Genomic DNA, 17,092 nt, shown 5'->3' with positions numbered 1-17,092 from the left:
CATCGTCTACCCGCCGACCGACACACTCAGTCGCCGCACGTGAACCCACTCAGTCGCCGCACGTGAACCCGCTCAGTCGTCGTACGCGAACCGGGCGATCTGCCGGCAGTGATCGTCGGCCCAGGAGTTGCGGCCGCCGCGCATCAGTTCCGTCACGAGCGCCCGCGCCGGGGCCCGCCACGGCAGCGCCTCGAACTGCTCCCGCGCGGCGGGTTCGTCGCTCCACACCACGGACACCACGGAGCCCTCGTCGATGAAGGAGAGGCCGGGGGAGTCCGCCGCGAGCTGCTCGCGGGTCGAACCCGACGCCTTCTCCAGCTCGGCCCCCGACACACGGACGTAGCCGGCGAGGCTCCGCTGCCCGTCGGAGAGGTCGAGGAACATCCCTGCGACCGCCATGTTGCCGGCGTGCACCGACACCAGCGGCTTCCGCAGGTCGTCCGGCTCGCCGGCGGGAAGACACACGACGGACCAGTACTCGCATTCGCTCATGCGGGCGTTGGGCACGATCGACGACACGACGTCGCGGAGCCAGGCCGTGACGGAGCCGAACTCGGGATACTGTTCGAGCTCGCGGTACTTGGTCTCGCGCAGCGGCAGGGCGGTCGTTGACGGGGGCACACGGGTGTTCACGCGACGATTATGACCGCAGCCGATGTGGTGTGGGTCATCAGATCACCACGCCGGGATTCAGGATCGCGTTCGGGTCGAGCGCGGCTTTGATCCGCTCGGTCAACGCCATCACGTCCGGTCCCACCTGATCGGGTAGCCAGGCCTTCTTGAGCCGGCCGACACCGTGTTCACCGGTGATGGTGCCGCCGAGTTCGATCGCGAGATCCATGATCTTCCCGAAGACCGTCTGCGCCCGCGCCGTCATGTCCTCGTCGGCGGGGTCGTAGACGATCAGCGGGTGGGTGTTGCCGTCCCCGGCGTGGGCGATCACGGCGACGGTGACGTCGTGTCGGGTTGCGAGATCGGCGATTCTGCTCACCAGTTCCGGCAGTGCGGGGATCGGCACCCCGACGTCCTCGAGCAACAGGCTGCCGGTGCGCTCGACGGCCGGGATCGCCATGCGGCGGGCGACGGTGAACGCCTCACCCTCCTCGGGGTCGTCGGTCGCGAAGACGTCGTCGGCGCCGGCCTCGCGGCAGGCCCGCACCATGATCTCGATCTCCTCCGCGGCCGCGTTGCCGGGTGCGTCGGAGCGTGCGATGAGCATGGCCTCGGCGGTGCGGTCGAGTCCCATGCGCAGCATGTCCTCCACCGCCCCGATCGACGCCCTGTCCATGAATTCGAGCATCGCCGGTCGCAGGACCGCGGTGATCGCGACGACCGCGTCGGCAGCGGCCTGCACGGTGGCGAAGGTCGCGACCATCGTGGACGCCGGTGGCGGCGGTGGGACGAGGCGCAAGGTCACCTCGGTGATGACCCCGAGAGTGCCCTCGCTGCCGACGAACAGCTTCGTCAGCGACAGGCCCGCGACGTCCTTGACCCGCGGACCGCCGAGCCGCACCGCGGTACCGTCGGCGAGGACCACCTCGAGTCCGAGCACGTAGTCGGTCGTCACCCCGTACTTCACGCAACACAGCCCACCGGCATTGGTGGCCGCGTTGCCGCCGATCGTGCAGATCTCGAACGACGACGGATCGGGTGGATACCAGAGTCCGTGTTCGGCCGCGGCCTGCTTCACCTCGACGTTGAGCAGACCGGGCTGGACGACGGCGGTGCGGGTCGCGGTGTCGACGGTGATCGCCCGCATCTTCTCGGTGCTGAGCACGATCCCGTCGGCGAGCCCGCCGGACCCGCCGGACAGACTCGTGCCGGCACCGCGGGGCACTACCGGCACCCGGTGGGCGTTCGCCCACCGCAGTGTCGCCTGCACGTCCGCGGTGGATGTGGCCCGTACGAGCGCGAGGGGAACCGCGGCGTCCGGGTCCTGCGCCCGGTCCTGCCGGTAGCCGGCGAGGATGTCGGGATCGATGATCAGTGCGCCGGCGGGCAGCTGCCCGCGGAGTTCGTCGAGCAGGTTCCCCGGATACACGCCCCAGGTCTACCACAGGATGTGTCACAGGCCATAGATCCTCTGATTGGGTGAAGTGTCGTCGGGTACCCCTTCCGCAGGACACGGAAAGGAGAAGACGATGCCGAATCCGTCGATCAAGAACGAGAAGATGTACGAGGACCTGCGCGAGGACGGTGCCTCCAAGGAGAAGGCGGCCCGGATCTCCAACGCGGCTGCGAACGAGGGTAAGTCGCAGGTCGGGAAGAAGGGTGGCAAGTCCGGCTCCTACGACGACTGGACGGTCGACGACCTGAAGAAGCGTGCGAAGGAACTGGGCATGACCGGTTACTCCGACATGAAGAAGGACGAACTCGTCGACGCACTGCGCAACCATTAGCCAGCCGCCCGGACCCCCGAGTTCGGGATCAGCCGAATTCGACACCCTGGGCGAGGGGCAGCTCCGTCGAGTAGTTGACGGTGTTCGTCGCCCGCCGCATGTATGCCTTCCACGCATCCGATCCGGATTCGCGCCCGCCACCGGTGTGCTTCTCCCCACCGAACGCGCCACCGATCTCGGCACCCGAGGTGCCGATGTTGACGTTGGCGATCCCGCAGTCCGATCGGGCGAGGAACAGTTCCGCCTCGCGCTGGTCGAGCGTGAATATCGCCGACGACAGGCCCTGTGGAACACCGTTGTGCAAGGCGATCGCCTCGTCGAGGTCGTCGTAGTCGAGGACGTACAGGATCGGGGCGAACGTCTCTTCGCACACCACCTCGGTCTGCGCCGGCATCCGGACCAGTGCGGGGGAGACGTACACGCCACCACCGGTGACCCCCACCCGTTCGCCGCCGACGACGAGCGTGCCCCCGTCGGTCTGCGCGCGGTCGAGCGCCGCGGTCATCGCCTCGTAGGACCGTTCGGAGATGAGCGGACCCACGAGCACACCCTCGTCGAGCGGATTCCCCACTCGCAGATGCGAGTACGCCTTCGCGATCCGCTCGACGACTTCGTCGGCGATCGATCGGTGCACGATCAGCCGACGCAGGCTGGTGCAGCGCTGGCCCGCCGTGCCGGCTGCGGCGAACACGACGCCCCGGACGGCGAGGTCCTGATCGGCGGACGGAGCGACGATCGCCGCGTTGTTGCCGCCGAGTTCGAGCAGGCAGCGACCGAACCTCGCCGCGACCCGCGGCCCGACGATCCGCCCCATCCGGGTGGAGCCGGTCGCACTCACCAGGGCGATACGGGGATCGTCGACGAGCGCCTCACCCACCCTGTGGTCGCCGAGGAGCAGGTGATGGAGACCGCCGGGGGCGCCGACGTCGGCGGCGGCGCGGCGCAGCAGCGCGTCGCAGGCGAGGGCGGTGAGCGGGGTGGTCTCCGACGGTTTCCACACCACCGGGTCGCCGCACACCAGCGCGATCGCGGTGTTCCACGACCACACCGCCACGGGAAAGTTGAACGCGGAGATCACGCCCACCACGCCGAGCGGATGCCAGATCTCCATGAGCCGGTGCCCGGGCCGCTCGGACGGCATCGTCCGCCCGTAGAGCTGTCGCGACAGACCGACGGCGAACTCACAGACGTCGATCATCTCCTGCACCTCGCCCGCGGCCTCCGACGGGATCTTCCCCGCCTCCAGGGTGACGAGCTCGGCGAGATGCCGCTTGTGCTCGACGAGCAGTTCGCCGAGCCGTCGCACCACGCGGCCGCGCACCGGGGCGGGGACGTGGCGCCACTGCTCGAAGGCCCGTGCCGCCGCGGTGATCGTCGCATCGACCTCGGTGGCCGAGTGGACGGGTACGTGCCCGAGCACGCTGCCGTCGATCGGGCTGGTCACCGCGAGTGTCACGCCGGCGGGCAGGGCGCTGTCGGGCACGGCGTCGGCGCCGCACTGCCTCAGCGCGGTCGCCGCGCGGTCGGCGAGATCGGTGGTCGCATTCATCGGTGAGCTCCTTTGCTGCTCGGATACCCTGCGCTGGTGCCCGAATCCTCGAGAAACGACTCGTCGAAGGAGTCGCTGGACGACATCGATCGGATGTTGCTGCGCGAACTGGTCGCCGACGGTCGCGCGACACTCGCGGCGCTCGCCGAGAAGGCAGGGCTGTCCGTCTCGGCCGTGCAGTCGCGGGTGCGCCGGCTCGAAGCGCGCAGCGTGATCCGCGGATACAGTGCGCGCGTCGATCCCGAAGCGCTCGGGCTGATGCTGTCGGCGTTCGTGGCGATCACCCCTCTCGATCCGTCGCAACCCGACGACGCGCCGGCCCGCCTCCGGCACATCTCCGCGATCGAATCGTGTCATTCGGTGGCAGGCGACGAAAGCTACATCCTCCTCGTGCGTGTCGAGTCTCCTCGCGCTCTCGAGCGGTTGCTGCAGGAGATCCGGGCGACCGCCAATGTCGCCACCCGCAGCACCGTCGTTCTGCAAACATTTTACGAACGATAGGCCTCTGCGCCGTAAATGTTGCTGTGATACCGGGTTTGTCCCGTTGAGTCTCGCGTACGGTGGGGTCATGAGCACTGCATTCCGAAACCCGGACGGTGCCGAGAATCTCGCCCCCGACCGGGTACACAGCATCCTCGGCCGGCACATGCTCGCCGACGGTTTCGACCTCGTCCTCGATCTCGACCGCTCCCGGGGAGTCCGCCTCGTCGACGCCCGGGACGGAACGACCTATCTCGACATGTTCGGGTTTTTCGCGTCGTCCACGCTCGGGATGAACCATCCCGCGCTGACCGATCCGGAGGCAGCGCACGAACTCGCCGCCGTCGCGGCGAACAAGCCCAGCAACTCCGACATCTACACCGTGCCCATGGCACGCTTCGTCGAGACCTTCGTGCGCGTCCTCGGCGACCCGGCGCTCCCGCACCTGTTCTTCGTCGACGGCGGCGGGCTCGCTGTGGAGAACGCGCTCAAGGTGGCGTTCGACTGGAAGAGCCGCCTCAACGAGTCCCGCGGTCTGTCCGCCCACCCGGGCGGTTCGGTGCTGCACCTGACCGGGGCCTTCCACGGCCGCACCGGGTACACCCTGTCGCTGACCAACACCGATCCGGTCAAGACCGATCGGTTCCCCAAGTTCGACTGGCCGCGGATCGACGCGCCCTATCTTGTCGAGGGCCGTGATGTCGCCGCGGCCGAGGAGAAGGCCCTCGAACAGGCCCGACGAGCCTTCGCCGAACGCGCCCACGACATCGCATGCTTCATCGCCGAACCGATCCAGGGGGAAGGCGGCGACCACCACTTCCGTCCCGAGTTCTTCCGGTCGATCGCACAGCTGTGCCGGGAGAACGACGCCCTGCTGATCTTCGACGAGGTGCAGACCGGCGCCGGCACGACCGGCACCGCATGGGCCTACCAGCAGCTCGGCGTCACCCCCGACATCGTCGCCTTCGGCAAGAAGACTCAGGTGTGCGGGATCATGGCCGGCGAACGTATCGACGAGGTGCCCGACAACGTGTTCGCCGTGAGTTCGCGGATCAACTCGACGTGGGGCGGCAACCTCACCGACATGGTGCGGGCCCGCCGCATCCTCGAGGTCGTCGAGCACGACCGGCTGATCGACCGTGCACGGTTGAGTGGGGCGCACCTGCTGTCGGGGTTGCAGCAGCTCGCAGCGCGACGACCGGTCGTCACCGAGCCGCGCGGACGCGGACTGATGTGCGCCGTCGACCTCCCGACTCCGGAGATCCGCGACGAGGTGCTGCGACGGCTGTACCGCGACGAGCACGTCCTCGTGATCGGGACGGGCACGCGCGGCATCCGCTTCCGGCCGCCGCTGATCGTCACCACCCACGAGCTCGACGAGGTCCTCGACGCGCTCGACAGGGTGACCTCGCAGTACGAATGACGGGGCGGGTCCCCCTGTTCGGGGCCGCACGGCGGTAGCTTGTCGGATATGGCCGATGCACTGGACGAGACCGTGACCGGCGGCGAGTCCTTCGCGATTCCGTCGCTCGCCAACCTGAGGGACATCGGCGGTTGCCGTAGTTCGTTCAGCGGCGTGGTCCGCACCGGGGTGGTCTTCCGCTCCACCGACCTCAGCCGCCTGACCGACACCGACCTCGAGACCCTCGATGCCCTGAGTATTGCGACGGTCTTCGACCTGCGCACGCTCGAGGAGCAGCAGGCCCGTCCCGATCGCGTCCCCGACGGCGCCCGGCACCTCGGCCTCGACGTCCTCGCTGATCGTGAAGGCGGATCGATCGCGGCGGCGCTGCCGCAACTCGTGTCGAATCCGGAGTTGGTGTCGCAGATACTCGGGGACGGTCGCGCCACCGACTACCTACGTCAGAGCTACCGCGATTTCGTCACTCTTCCGAGCGCAGTGGCGTCGTACCGGACCCTGGCCGACACCGTCGCGCACGGCGACGTTCCGGGGCTCGTGCACTGCAGTGCCGGCAAGGACCGCACCGGGTGGGCGGCGGCGTCGCTGCTCCTGTTCGCCGGCGCCGACCAGGAGGCCGTCTTCGCCGACTACCTGCGCACGAACGACGAACTGCTCCCGCATTTCGACGACTTCTTCGCCCGGTTCGCATCGCTCGGCGGCGATCCGGAACTGATCACACCCCTGCTCGGTGTGCGTCGCGAGTACCTCGAGGTGGCGATCGAGGAGGCGCTGTCGCGCTACGGAACCATCGAGCAGTACTTCGCCGCCGGACTCGGTCTCGACGACGACACCCTGCAGGCCCTGCGGACCCGGCTCGTCGATCCGGACGCGACCGCCTGACCGTCACCTCGGCGCCGGCGTGCTCAGGGTCGGCACGGGGACCGGACCGTAGCGTCGCCACCGCGGTCCGGGTGCGTAGGAGCGCAGCTCGTCGACTCGGCGTGCGACAGCGTCGGGATCGGCGAGTTCGGCGCGAGCGTCGGGGTCGCGGAGATAGTGGTCGAGCACGGCGTCGAGGAGTTCGGGAGCGATCTCGAACCGGCGCCGGTCGATGCGGGCAGTATGACCGGGGTGGCGTCGGGGTGAGGGACGTAGGTCGCTGTCCTTGCGGTCGTCGATGATCCGCCACGGCAACGGAACTCGTGCGCTCGTCACGGCGCCCCACTGCGGCAGGGCGACCAGCACGACGTACAGGGGATCGGGTTGAACGCCGGATGCCGTGGCGTTCCAGGGTATCCAGGTGTCGGTGGCGTGATCGCTGAAGCGGATTCCGTCCACGGAGAGTGCGATCCGGCCGGGGCGCAGCGTCCGCCGGGCGACGAAGAAGTAGAAACCGACCTGCCACGAGCAGATGACGATCGTCATGATCACGTTCTCGCTCGTCCGGTCTCCGGCGTTCGGGGTCGTCCAGACGGCGGCGAGCAACATCAGCGTCAGCATCCCGATCTGAGCGGGAGCGGCCCAGAAGACCGAAGGTGACTGTCGCAGAACCAAGGCCGGGGAGTCGGTTTCGGTTTCCGCGACGATGTGCTCCGCTCGGGTGCGTGGGCTGTACATGAGGAAACCGATCACCGGATACACCAGAACCGTTGCCCCCAGAGCCAACAGGAAGGTCGTGCCGGTGGGTGCTTCGAGTGGCATTCCTGCTGTTGCCTGTTCGACGAAGACGCCGACGAGAAGTGCGGGGAACAACAGGCCGACGACGGCTGTGAACACGATGACGTACAGTGCCCGCGGATTTCCGTAGGTGCGGAGGTCGGAACCGTCAGAAAACTGCATCGAGAACTCCTCGTCCCAGTCGCGTCACTCCACCGACGGTCGCGTCGAGGAGATCCGCCGTAGCGTCTGCTGCACCTCCGAGTTCGTTCACCCCGGCCATGACCGTTCCCAAGGCGGAGCTCGTGCCCGACTCGTAGATGTGGTCGACCATGCCGGATGTGAAGATTCCGCCGGCGGTTCCCGCCAGCACACCGATCACAGTGCCGACAGCGGTGCCGGCAATGGGAACGACCGATCCGACTGCGGCTCCTACCGCGGCGCCGGTCGTCATCGATGCCATCAGACCCGCGCTGTTGGAGGCCACAGCCTGTTCGAGCGACTCGCCGCCGGCGAAATAGTCCAGCCCTACGCCGGCGACGAAACCGAGAGCGTTTGCGGCCCCTGCGACTCTGGCGGCAGTTCGGGACAGCGGTACCGCGTCGTCGAGGTGTCTGCCTGTGTCGGCGAGGTCTTGAAGCGGATGCTGAGCGATATCGAACAGACGTCGCAGTTCACCGTAGGGTGTGCCGTCCGGCAGTGCGAGAAATCGTTCCATCGACAGGAGTGCTGCGTTACGAAGACTCTCCCGAAGCTCGAGCAATGCCTTCACCCGACCACTCCGGTACAGGTCGGCGGAGTCGAACCCGGTGGTTGTCAGAAAAGTCGCGGACCACACGTGTCCGATCCAGGTGTTCACGGCAGTTGCGATTGCGACCGACCATCGAGCGTGCACCGCCTCGGCGGCGTCATTCGCCTCCTGATATGCCGAGGCCCTTCGGAAAGCGACTTCGTCGTCACCCGGGGGAGGATCACCGATCGTGTTGCCCACGACCGGCAGTCCCGCGGCCGCGGCGCGAGCCCGGATGCCGGCCATGTCGGACAGGGCCCGCGACAGTTCGCCCGCCAGGCCCGCGAAGACATCGGCGGTCCTCGATGTCCGCTCGTGGAAATCGTCGACGGCGTGGACGTGTTCGCTCGACCTGTCGAGGTAGGTCTCGGAAGCGTCGCCCTCCCAGGCGTCGTCGGCGATGCGACGCGCCCGGGCTGCGGCGTCGGCGACGTTCCCGATCGTGGTGCCCAGCGTCGTGCGGATCCAGTCCTCGACCCGTCGGATATCGGTGGGGTTGCCGGCGATGAAGGTGTCGATCGGCACGGTCACTCCGACCAGGTCCGGACGAGCGCGGCGGCGGCCTCGTCGTCGGCTTCCCGGTACGTCTGCGCTGTGGTCGTCAGCAGGCCACCCGTTCCGCCGAGCACCTCGACCGTGCCGGCGAGGTCGGTGACGATCTGCGCCAGCATGCCGGTGAGTGGGCCGGTCGCAAGACCCGCGTCCACGCTCGTGGGGCAGGTATCGGCGAGATCCGCGGTGTCGGTGGCCGCACCCGTGTAGATGCCCGCGGCCCGATCGAGTTCGTCGGGATCGACGTACAGGCTCATCTCGCGTCTCCGTAGGCCGGGTGTCGACGTTCCGCTTCGGGTATCGGGACGTCGAGCAGCAGCGAATCCCACGGCTGTGCCTCCCGCAGTCGCGGGAGCACGTGCGTGGGCAGCACCAGCCACGGTTGCCCGGCGCCGCAGCAGGAGTGGAGACGGTCGAGCGCCGTGTAGGCGAGCAGCGCGATGCGGCCGTCGCTGAGATACCGATAGTCGACGGTGGCATCGGCCGGATCCGGGACCGCGTCCGCGCACGGTAGATAGAGATACGGCGGGAGCACCGTCGGTAGTGCGTCCGCGACCTGTTCCTGCGACATTCGTTCCCCCGTGAGCAGCCTGTCCGATCCCCCGTCGGACTGTCGGCGCGAAGGAGGCTACCAGCGGCAGGTTTTGTGACGAATCACGGGTTGATGCTTACGGTTTCGACCGTACGCGAGAACGTGAGCCGACGAGGGCCGCGACGGCGAGGCCGATCGCAACGCCGGCGAGATCGGCGCACCAGTCCCAGAACGAGCCGGAACGCCGGACAGCGACGGTGGCCTGGAGGATCTCTGTCAACACGCCGTAAAGGCCCAGCCACACCACCGTGACGACGGGGGAGATCCGTGCGTAGCGGGAGCAGAGCGCGAGCGCAAGGAACATCAGCGCGTGTGTGACCTTGTCGGCGTGCGGCGGGCCGCTCGGCACCGTGCTGCCGGGGGAGAGCAGCATCGCGGTGATGACGACGACCGCGAGGATCAGGGGCAGAGCACGATGCCGGAGGAGCGTGGACGGCACGGTTCAGGCGTTCTACTTCTCGTCCCGCCGGGCGTTGGCGCCGCTGTCGGTGCTGTGGCCGTGCCGGTCGCGACCGGCGAACAGGACGATGCCCACGGCGGGGATCAGCAGGAAGAACAACCACGTGTCGAAGGTGAAGAACAGCACGAGCGCGACCAGCGGCGTCAGGCCCATCACGACCTCGCGCCACCGCTCGGGATCCTTCTTCGGGATGATCACCGGAAGATCGTCCCGGGTCGTGGCCGAGCTATCGGTGAGGTGGGCGGGCAGGTCGGTGAACAGCACGTCGAGATCACCGCGCGTCCCGGCCGCCGACGCCATCGCGCTGCGTTCGTCGAACTCCGACAGCGTCAGCCGGCCGAGCGCGAAGTGCTCGCCGAGCAGGTCGAGAGCCTCACTGCGTTCTGCGTTGCCGATCCGGACGTCGGGGTGTTCGGGCATGCCGGCCACACTAACCTGTGCCGTCGGACCGGCAACAGCCACGGGCACCTCTCGAAGAGCTGTGATATCCGCTACAGGATCTCTGCAACAGCAGAAGGACGCGGCCGGGTACCGCGAGGTCAGGACGGCCCGCGGCCCTCGCCGAGGAGCCGGTAGGCCCGGCGACCCGCGACGAACAGCACACCGAAGGCGATGAGCAGCGCGATCGGGTGCCGGAAGACGACGATCACGAGCAGCGCGACCAGGATGAACGGAACCAACGTGAGCAGCTGTTCCGCCAGATCGCGTGGCCCGGTGGTGGCCATCGCGGCCGGCGCCGAGGGCAGGTCGGCGAACAAGGGGATCAGGTCGCCACGCACCGTGGCCTGCGTGGCGAGTGCGACCCGCTCGTCGAATTCCGCCAGGCTGAGACGGCCCGCGGCGAAGTGCTCGCCGAGCAGCGCTACGGCTTCTTCACGCTCGGCGGTGCCGATGCGGATGTCGGGGCGGTCGGCCATGACTCCAGGCTAGTGGTTTTTCGCGCGCATGAGCCGGTCACGGGGGCCCGATACGGCGAGGTCCCCCGCATCGTGAGCGATGCGGGGGACCGTCGGCCGTACTGCTCGAGCGTTGCTCGGGCGGGGTCCTACTTGATCTCGGTGAGCACGGTGCCCTGGGTGACCGCGGCGCCCGGCTCGACCGCCAGGCCGGTGACGACGCCCGCCTTGTGGGCGTTGACCGGGTTCTCCATCTTCATGGCCTCGAGCACGGCGATGAGCTCGCCCTCGGCGACCTCCTGGCCCTCGGCAACCGCGACCTTGACGACGGTGCCCTGCATGGGTGCGGTCACCGCGTCGCCCGACGCCTTGCCGGCGCCGCCGCCACCGCGCTTGCGGGGCTTGGGCTTCTTGCGGATCACGCCGGCGCCGCCGCCATTACCGCCGAGCGAGAACTGCCCGGGCAGCGACACCTCGACGCGGCGTCCGCCGACCTCGACGACGACGTTCTGCCGCGGCAGGGCCTCGTCCTCGTCCTCGATCGGGGCACCACCGGTGTACGGCTCGATGGTGTTGTCCCACTCGTTCTCGATCCACTTGGTGTAGACGTCGAACTTCTCGCCGTCGCCCACGAACGCCGGGTTCTCGACGATGTGGCGGTGGAACGGGATGACCGTGGCCAGGCCCTCGACCTCGAACTCGGCCAGCGCGCGGGCAGCACGCTGCAGCGCCTGCTCGCGGGTCTCACCGGTGACGATCAGCTTGGCGAGCATCGAGTCGAACTGGCCGCCGATGACGTCGCCGGCGACGACACCCGAGTCGACACGCACGCCGGGGCCCGTGGGCTCCTTGTAGACGGTGATCGGGCCGGGAGCGGGGAGGAAGCCGCGACCGGCGTCCTCACCGTTGATGCGGAACTCGAAGCTGTGGCCGCGCGGGGTCGGGTCCTCGGTGAGCTCGAGCTTCTCGCCGTTGGCGATGCGGAACTGCTGACGCACGAGGTCGATGCCGGCGGTCTCCTCGGTGACCGGGTGCTCGACCTGCAGGCGGGTGTTGACCTCGAGGAAGGAGACGGTGTCGCCCTGCACGAGGTACTCGACCGTGCCGGCGCCGTAGTAACCGGCCTCGCGGCAGATGGCCTTGGCGGAGTCGTGGATGCGCTTGCGCTGCTCGTCGGTCAGGAACGGCGCGGGGGCCTCCTCGACGAGCTTCTGGAAGCGGCGCTGCAGCGAGCAGTCGCGGGTGCCGGCGACGATGACGTTGCCGTGCTGGTCGGCGATGACCTGGGCCTCGACGTGGCGGGCCTTGTCGAGGTACTGCTCGACGAAGCACTCGCCGCGACCGAAGGCGGCGACGGCCTCACGGGTAGCCGACTCGAACAGCTCGGGGATCTCCTCGATGGTCTGCGCGACCTTCATTCCGCGTCCACCACCGCCGAAAGCGGCCTTGATCGCGACCGGCACGCCGTACTTCTCGGCGAACTCGACGACCTCGTCGGCGTTCTTGACCGGGTCCTTGGTGCCGGCCGCCATCGGAGCCTTGGCGCGCTCGGCGATGTGGCGGGCGGTGACCTTGTCGCCGAGGTCGCGGATGGACTGCGGCGAGGGGCCGATCCAGATGAGGCCGGCGTCGATCACGGCCTGGGCGAAGTCGGCGTTCTCGGAGAGGAAGCCGTAGCCGGGGTGGATGGCGTCGGCGCCGGACTTGGCCGCGGCGTCGAGGATCTTGTCGAACACCAGGTAGGACTCGGCCGAGGTGTTGCCGCCCAGTGCGAACGCCTCGTCGGCGAGCTTCACGAACTGTGCGTCTGCGTCCGGTTCGGCGTAGACGGCGACACTGCCGTAGCCTGCGTCCTTGGCGGCTCGGATGACCCGCACAGCGATTTCGCCGCGGTTCGCGACGAGCACCTTCGTGATCTGCGCGCTGGCATGACTGGGCACGGAGCCTCCTGTTGATCGATCGTTAGGTTATTTCCGTCGACGGGCAGTCTAAGCGCCATTCGGATCGACGATGTAACCGGATGCCCGTATACATTACGGCGGCCGTTCGAGCGCACAATGCTACTCACCGGTAGGTGGGACTGCCGCCGTTTCCGGCCGTGCGATCCACGGTCCACCCACCGCGACCTCGTGCATCAGTTCGCGGGTGCGCGTCAGAAGGCTCGGGACGTTCTTATCCGCGACCGTATTGTCTGGAAATCGCGCCGACATGTTCACACCCTCGGGCGTGCGGTTGATCCAGACGTAGACGTCGTGGGTGAAGCTGCGGCTGCGCAGCGCCTGAGCGTTCCATTCGGGCCACTGGGCGGCCATCGGTACGAACCGCACGTCCATGTACGAGACGACGAAACGTGGACGGATGGGCACGCCGAGGAGTTCGCCCACCCGCGCGAACGGCACTCGTGCGCTCGCGCGGGTGCGGTGCAGTTCGTCGCCGGCCCGCATCGCCAGGGTCTCGAAATCCGTTGTGTCCGTGAGTTTCAGATCGATCGGACGCAGGCCGACGAACCATCCGAGCGAACCCGCCCAGATCGGCCCGGCGCGGGTGTGCGCGGGCGCGACGGTCCGGAACCGATCCGCACCGGTGAGTTCGGCCGTCGCCCGGCCGAAGCACGCCAGCACGCCGGCGAAGAATCCCGTCCCGGCGCGTCGGCAGCATGCGGAGAAGGCGCTCGCCTCGTCGTCGTCGAACCAGCGTTCCGACAGTCGTTGCTGGGGTGTGGCGTGCGCGGGTCGCGCCCCGATCGGGAGGGGGAAGGCGGGCGGTTCGCCGCCGCATTCGGTGAGGGTCCGCCGCCAGATCTGCACGGCCTCGTCGTCGTCGTCGAGATGCGCGGACTCGTCGCGTTCGGCGGCGCCGAAGTCGATGTAGCTGCCCACCGGGAACAGGTCGGCGGCGCGACCGGTGCGCTCCTCCTCGTAGAGCGCCGAGATCTCGTGCGCCACGAGCACCACCGAGTACCCGTCGATGATGGAGTGGTCGGCGCCGAAGAAGACTGTGAACCGCTCGTCGGTGTCCTTCGCGCTTTCTGCGCTGTCGGGATCCCCGTCCGGTGTCCGCTCGAGCGTCGCGAAGACGTAGGACGGCCACAAGTGCGGGGTCGTGTAGTCGTCGAACAGACCGAGCAGGTGCTCGTGGATGGTGTCGGGATCGGCGGGATCGTGCCGGATGGGTCGCACCGACACCCGGCCGGGGGGAGCGGTGCGCCGCACCAGACCGCCGCCGCTCTGCTCCTCGTCGAGGTGCGCGTGGCTGCGCAGCGGTTCGTGCCGATCGATCCAGCGCTGCAGGGCCCGCCGGAACCGCTCGGTGTCGAGGGGCCCGGGGACCTCGAAGGCCGTGCCGAGCCAGGAGTCGCGGCCCCCGCCGTACCGGACCCCCGAGGTGCGCCTGAGATGCGCCTCGTGGATGTACGAGGCGGGACGAGGGTCCTCGCGCCAGTCGTCCTCGGCCGCACACGGCAGCCATTCGGTGAGAACGCCCGGGGGGATCCGGTAGTCGGCGAGCTCGGTGAACTCCATGACCGCGTCAGGTTCGGAGATGCCGCTTGATGCGCGTGAGCATCGCGCTCATCCCTCGCAGCCGCAGCGGGCTGACCGCCTCGGCGAGACCGAGCGAGGCATAGAAGTCGTCGGGCACGTCGAGGATCTCCTGTGCGCTGAGACCGTCGAGTCCCTGCTGCAGGATCGATGCGAATCCGCGGGTGGTCGGGGCTTCGGCGGGTGCGCTGAAGTGGAGCTTCACCTGCGACCGGTCGGATGCGTCGACGGACAGGAACAGCGGCGACTGGCACTCGGGCACCGGCTCCATCGCCGCTTCCTCGAGTTCGGCGGGAAGCGGCGGGAGCTCGCGGCTGAATTCGAGAAGCAACTGCAGCTTGTCCTGACCTTCGACGGCAGCGAAGTCGTCGACGATCTCGGCGAGGGGGGCGGGAATGCTCATGCGGCCGGCGCTTCTCCGGGCTCGTCGCCCTTGGCGATGGGCACGCGGACGGCGTTGCCCCACTCGGTCCACGAACCGTCGTAGTTGCGCACGTTCGAGTATCCGAGCAGGTAGGTGAGGACGAACCAGGTGTGGCTCGAGCGCTCGCCGATCCGGCAGTAGGCGATCACGTCGGCGTCCTGGTCGATGTCGCCGTAGATCTCCTCGAGTTCGGGCCGCGCACGGAACCGGCCGTCGGGCGCCGCTGCCTTCGCCCACGGGATCGACACCGCGGTGGGGATGTGGCCACCGCGCAGGGCGCCTTCCTCCGGGTAGTCGGGCATGTGGGTGCGCTCGCCGGTGTACTCCTGCGGCGACCGCACGTCGACCAGCGGGCCCTTGCCCAGGTGCGCGAGGACATCGTCCTTGAATGCGCGGATCCGGGCGTCGTTGCGCTCGACGACCGGGTAACCGCTCGTCGTGGCGGCGGGGATGTCGAGGGTGGTGTCGCGGTTCTCGGAGATCCACGCGTCGCGTCCACCGTCGAGCAGGCGGACGTCCTCGTGGCCGAAGAGGGTGAAGACCCACAGTGCGTAGGCGGCCCACCAGTTGGACTTGTCGCCGTAGATGATCACGGTGTCGGTGCGGCGGATGCCCTTGCGATCCATGAGCGCGGCGAACTGCTCGCCGTCGATGTAGTCGCGGGTGACGGGGTCGTTGAGATCGAGATGCCAGTCGATCTTCACCGCACCGGGGATGTGCCCCACGTCGTAGAGCAGGACGTCCTCGTCGGACTCTACGACCTTCACTTCGGGATGACCGAGATGAGCGGACAACCACTCCGTCGACACGAGACGGTTGGGATCGGCGTATACCGCGAACGAAGGGTTGCTATCGGGTGCGACGGGCACATGGGCTCCTGAGGCTGTGGTGGCAGGTGCGCCGTCGATTCTAGGCGGTACCGTGACGGGACGTGACCCGCAGTGACACCCACGGCGACCGGCCGGCCCCAATCGAGCTCGCATCGCGGGAGCACATCGACCTGCTGGTCCGGCGGTTCTACGAACGGGCCCTCGACGATCCCGTGCTCGCGCCGGCCTTCGACGTCCTCGCCGTGATCGGACTCGACGACCATCTGGTAGTGGTCGGCGACTTCTGGGAGCAGATCCTCTTCCGCACCACCCGCTATCGCGGAGCGTTCGTGCCGGTGCACCGGGCGCTGCACGGACACCACGGACTGACCCCCGCCCGGTTCGAGCGGTGGTTGCAGTTGTGGTGCGGGACCGTGGACGAGATGTTCCACGGTGTGGATGCCGAACGTGCGAAGACCAAGGCCGAGGCGATGGTGAGCTCGTTGCAGAAGACCTTGTACGGCGGCACGGCCCGATAGTGCCGGGTACGGCTCAGTTCTCGAGCGCCTCGACGGGGATCGCGGCGTTCTCGGCCCACAACCGGGCGACGGAGATGCCGACCTCGGCGAGGAGGCGCCGCACCAGCGGGAGCCCGATGCCGATCACCGACGACGGATCGCCTTCGATGCCCTCGACGAACCAGCCCCCGTGACCGTCGAGCGTGAAGGCCCCGGCCACCTCGAGCGGCTCACCGCTGTCGAGATAGGCCTCGAGTTCCTCGTCCGTGGGGATGCCGAAGTGCACCACGGTGCCGCTGTGGTCGGCGGCCTCCGCGACGACCTCGTCGTCGCGGAGACGGAGCACGGCATGACCGGTGAGCAGCTCGCCGCTGCGGCCTGCCATCGCCCGCCAGCGCTCGCGGGCCGCCTCGACGGTGCCGGGCTTGCCCTGCAGAGCGCCGTCGATCAGCAGCATCGAGTCGCAGCCGATGACGACGGCGTCGCGCAGCTTCTGCTCGCGCAGGACGGGCAGGATGTCGGTGGCCTTGGCGCGGGCAAGCTCGGTGACCACCTGCGCCGGCGGCGTGCCGGGGCCGAGGGACGCGATGAGCGCGTCCTCGTCGACCTCCGACACCTGCACCAACGGCTTCACGCCCGCCGCGTGGAGAACCGCGAGGCGGGCGGGTGAAGCCGAGGCCAGAACGAGCCGGGGCATGTCAGCCGCGGTTCGGGTACGAATACGGCGAGAACGGCGCCCACTGCCGGTGCGTCCGCGTCGGATCGCCCCAGGTCTCGGGCGGCCGGGTGTCGACCACCTCGTCGCCCGCCGACGCAGCGGCAGCGGCGAGCACGGCGACGAGAGCCGCGATCTCCTCGTCGGAGGGGTTGCCCTTGACGATGCGGATGGCAGCCGCGGTTTCGGCGACCGCGGTGCTCTCCTGGGCGGCTTCGGTCGCGTCGTCGGCGGCCGTGGCCTCGACCGCGGGCGGCTGCTCTTCGACTTCGAACTCGGTGATGATCTTGTCCTCTGCCGTCGCTGTCACA

Annotated in this window: 21 protein-coding genes; 5 read left to right on the top strand and 16 right to left on the bottom strand. The window is 68.6% G+C overall.

The genetic code is table 11. The annotated features are described in order from the left end of the window. Positions 1 to 72: 72 nt before the first annotated feature. Entirely contained in the window at positions 73 to 633 is a 561-nt protein-coding gene (locus tag AC6CID_RS00615; protein WP_019288531.1) for an HMG-box domain-containing protein, read from the bottom strand. A gap of 37 nt (positions 634 to 670) precedes the next feature. Continuing rightward, entirely contained in the window at positions 671 to 2,041 is a 1,371-nt protein-coding gene (locus tag AC6CID_RS00610) for an FAD-binding oxidoreductase (protein ID WP_006550161.1), read from the bottom strand. Positions 2,042 to 2,141: 100 nt separating this feature from the next. Here AC6CID_RS00610 and AC6CID_RS00605 point away from each other — a divergent pair, with 100 nt between their 5' ends. Beyond that, positions 2,142 to 2,399 carry a DUF7218 family protein gene (locus AC6CID_RS00605; protein ID WP_121208957.1) on the top strand — a complete coding sequence of 86 codons (258 nt, stop codon included), beginning with the start codon at positions 2,142 to 2,144 and terminating at the stop codon, positions 2,397 to 2,399. A gap of 28 nt (positions 2,400 to 2,427) precedes the next feature. Here AC6CID_RS00605 and amaB read toward each other — a convergent pair whose 3' ends face one another. Then, complete coding sequence (gene amaB / locus AC6CID_RS00600; protein WP_231781852.1) at positions 2,428 to 3,948, bottom strand: L-piperidine-6-carboxylate dehydrogenase; 1,521 nt, start codon at positions 3,946 to 3,948, stop codon at positions 2,428 to 2,430. A 36-nt stretch (positions 3,949 to 3,984) separates the two neighbouring features. Here amaB and AC6CID_RS00595 point away from each other — a divergent pair, with 36 nt between their 5' ends. From AC6CID_RS00595 to AC6CID_RS00585, 3 genes are all read left to right on the top strand, one after another. Further along, complete coding sequence (locus AC6CID_RS00595; RefSeq protein WP_064060920.1) at positions 3,985 to 4,449, top strand: Lrp/AsnC family transcriptional regulator; 465 nt, start codon at positions 3,985 to 3,987, stop codon at positions 4,447 to 4,449. Between the two features lie 67 nt (positions 4,450 to 4,516). Then, entirely contained in the window at positions 4,517 to 5,851 is a 1,335-nt protein-coding gene (gene lat, locus AC6CID_RS00590) for an L-lysine 6-transaminase (protein WP_121208959.1), read from the top strand. Between the two features lie 48 nt (positions 5,852 to 5,899). Then, positions 5,900 to 6,730: a tyrosine-protein phosphatase gene (locus AC6CID_RS00585; protein WP_121208960.1), complete on the top strand. Its 831-nt coding sequence runs from the start codon at positions 5,900 to 5,902 to the stop codon at positions 6,728 to 6,730. Positions 6,731 to 6,733: 3 nt separating this feature from the next. On the opposite strand, the gene AC6CID_RS00580 is transcribed toward AC6CID_RS00585, so the two are convergent. From AC6CID_RS00580 to AC6CID_RS00530, 11 genes are all read right to left on the bottom strand, one after another. Beyond that, positions 6,734 to 7,669, bottom strand: coding sequence for a hypothetical protein (locus tag AC6CID_RS00580; RefSeq protein WP_121208961.1), 936 nt, complete (start codon positions 7,667 to 7,669; stop codon positions 6,734 to 6,736). Further along, positions 7,656 to 8,801 carry a hypothetical protein gene (locus tag AC6CID_RS00575; protein WP_248846228.1) on the bottom strand — a complete coding sequence of 382 codons (1,146 nt, stop codon included), beginning with the start codon at positions 8,799 to 8,801 and terminating at the stop codon, positions 7,656 to 7,658. Before AC6CID_RS00575 ends, AC6CID_RS00580 begins: the two co-directional genes overlap by 14 nt. Before the next feature lie 2 nt (positions 8,802 to 8,803). Beyond that, positions 8,804 to 9,085, bottom strand: coding sequence for a hypothetical protein (locus AC6CID_RS00570; RefSeq protein ID WP_064060878.1), 282 nt, complete (start codon positions 9,083 to 9,085; stop codon positions 8,804 to 8,806). Further along, the gene (locus AC6CID_RS00565) at positions 9,082 to 9,399 is read right to left on the bottom strand and encodes an SAV_915 family protein (protein WP_121208962.1); all 318 of its coding nucleotides are present in this window, start codon (positions 9,397 to 9,399) and stop codon (positions 9,082 to 9,084) included. The genes AC6CID_RS00570 and AC6CID_RS00565 overlap by 4 nt, the downstream gene beginning before the upstream one ends. A gap of 97 nt (positions 9,400 to 9,496) precedes the next feature. Beyond that, positions 9,497 to 9,859: a VanZ family protein gene (locus AC6CID_RS00560; protein WP_094980226.1), complete on the bottom strand. Its 363-nt coding sequence runs from the start codon at positions 9,857 to 9,859 to the stop codon at positions 9,497 to 9,499. 12 nt (positions 9,860 to 9,871) lie between these two features. After that, a complete protein-coding gene (locus AC6CID_RS00555; protein ID WP_094981040.1) occupies positions 9,872 to 10,300 on the bottom strand; it encodes a DUF1707 SHOCT-like domain-containing protein in 429 nt (142 codons plus the stop codon). Positions 10,301 to 10,419: 119 nt separating this feature from the next. Then, positions 10,420 to 10,797, bottom strand: coding sequence for a DUF1707 SHOCT-like domain-containing protein (locus tag AC6CID_RS00550; protein ID WP_006550174.1), 378 nt, complete (start codon positions 10,795 to 10,797; stop codon positions 10,420 to 10,422). A gap of 128 nt (positions 10,798 to 10,925) precedes the next feature. Next, positions 10,926 to 12,716 carry an acetyl/propionyl/methylcrotonyl-CoA carboxylase subunit alpha gene (locus tag AC6CID_RS00545; RefSeq protein ID WP_006550175.1) on the bottom strand — a complete coding sequence of 597 codons (1,791 nt, stop codon included), beginning with the start codon at positions 12,714 to 12,716 and terminating at the stop codon, positions 10,926 to 10,928. A 120-nt stretch (positions 12,717 to 12,836) separates the two neighbouring features. Next, entirely contained in the window at positions 12,837 to 14,297 is a 1,461-nt protein-coding gene (locus tag AC6CID_RS00540; protein WP_019288523.1) for a condensation domain-containing protein, read from the bottom strand. 7 nt (positions 14,298 to 14,304) lie between these two features. Beyond that, positions 14,305 to 14,718 (bottom strand): SufE family protein, encoded by a 414-nt coding sequence (locus tag AC6CID_RS00535; RefSeq protein WP_006550177.1) that lies wholly within the window; start codon positions 14,716 to 14,718, stop codon positions 14,305 to 14,307. Then, complete coding sequence (locus tag AC6CID_RS00530) at positions 14,715 to 15,608, bottom strand: sulfurtransferase (RefSeq protein WP_024101525.1); 894 nt, start codon at positions 15,606 to 15,608, stop codon at positions 14,715 to 14,717. Before AC6CID_RS00530 ends, AC6CID_RS00535 begins: the two co-directional genes overlap by 4 nt. A 62-nt stretch (positions 15,609 to 15,670) precedes the next feature. Here AC6CID_RS00530 and AC6CID_RS00525 point away from each other — a divergent pair, with 62 nt between their 5' ends. Further along, positions 15,671 to 16,087 (top strand): group III truncated hemoglobin, encoded by a 417-nt coding sequence (locus AC6CID_RS00525; RefSeq protein ID WP_217579623.1) that lies wholly within the window; start codon positions 15,671 to 15,673, stop codon positions 16,085 to 16,087. Positions 16,088 to 16,100: 13 nt separating this feature from the next. On the opposite strand, the gene AC6CID_RS00520 is transcribed toward AC6CID_RS00525, so the two are convergent. Both AC6CID_RS00520 and AC6CID_RS00515 read right to left on the bottom strand, forming a co-directional pair. Beyond that, entirely contained in the window at positions 16,101 to 16,763 is a 663-nt protein-coding gene (locus tag AC6CID_RS00520) for a Maf family protein (protein ID WP_006550180.1), read from the bottom strand. 1 nt (position 16,764) lies between these two features. Continuing rightward, positions 16,765 to 17,091, bottom strand: a complete 327-nt coding sequence (locus AC6CID_RS00515; RefSeq protein WP_217579624.1) for an acyl-CoA carboxylase subunit epsilon — start codon at positions 17,089 to 17,091, stop codon at positions 16,765 to 16,767. Between the last annotated feature and the right edge of the window lies 1 nt (position 17,092).

It is taken from the genome of Rhodococcus sp. GQ147, assembly GCF_059759155.1.
The sequence above is the reverse complement of the archived record's forward strand: the minus strand, read 5'-3'. Positions and strand labels throughout refer to the sequence as shown.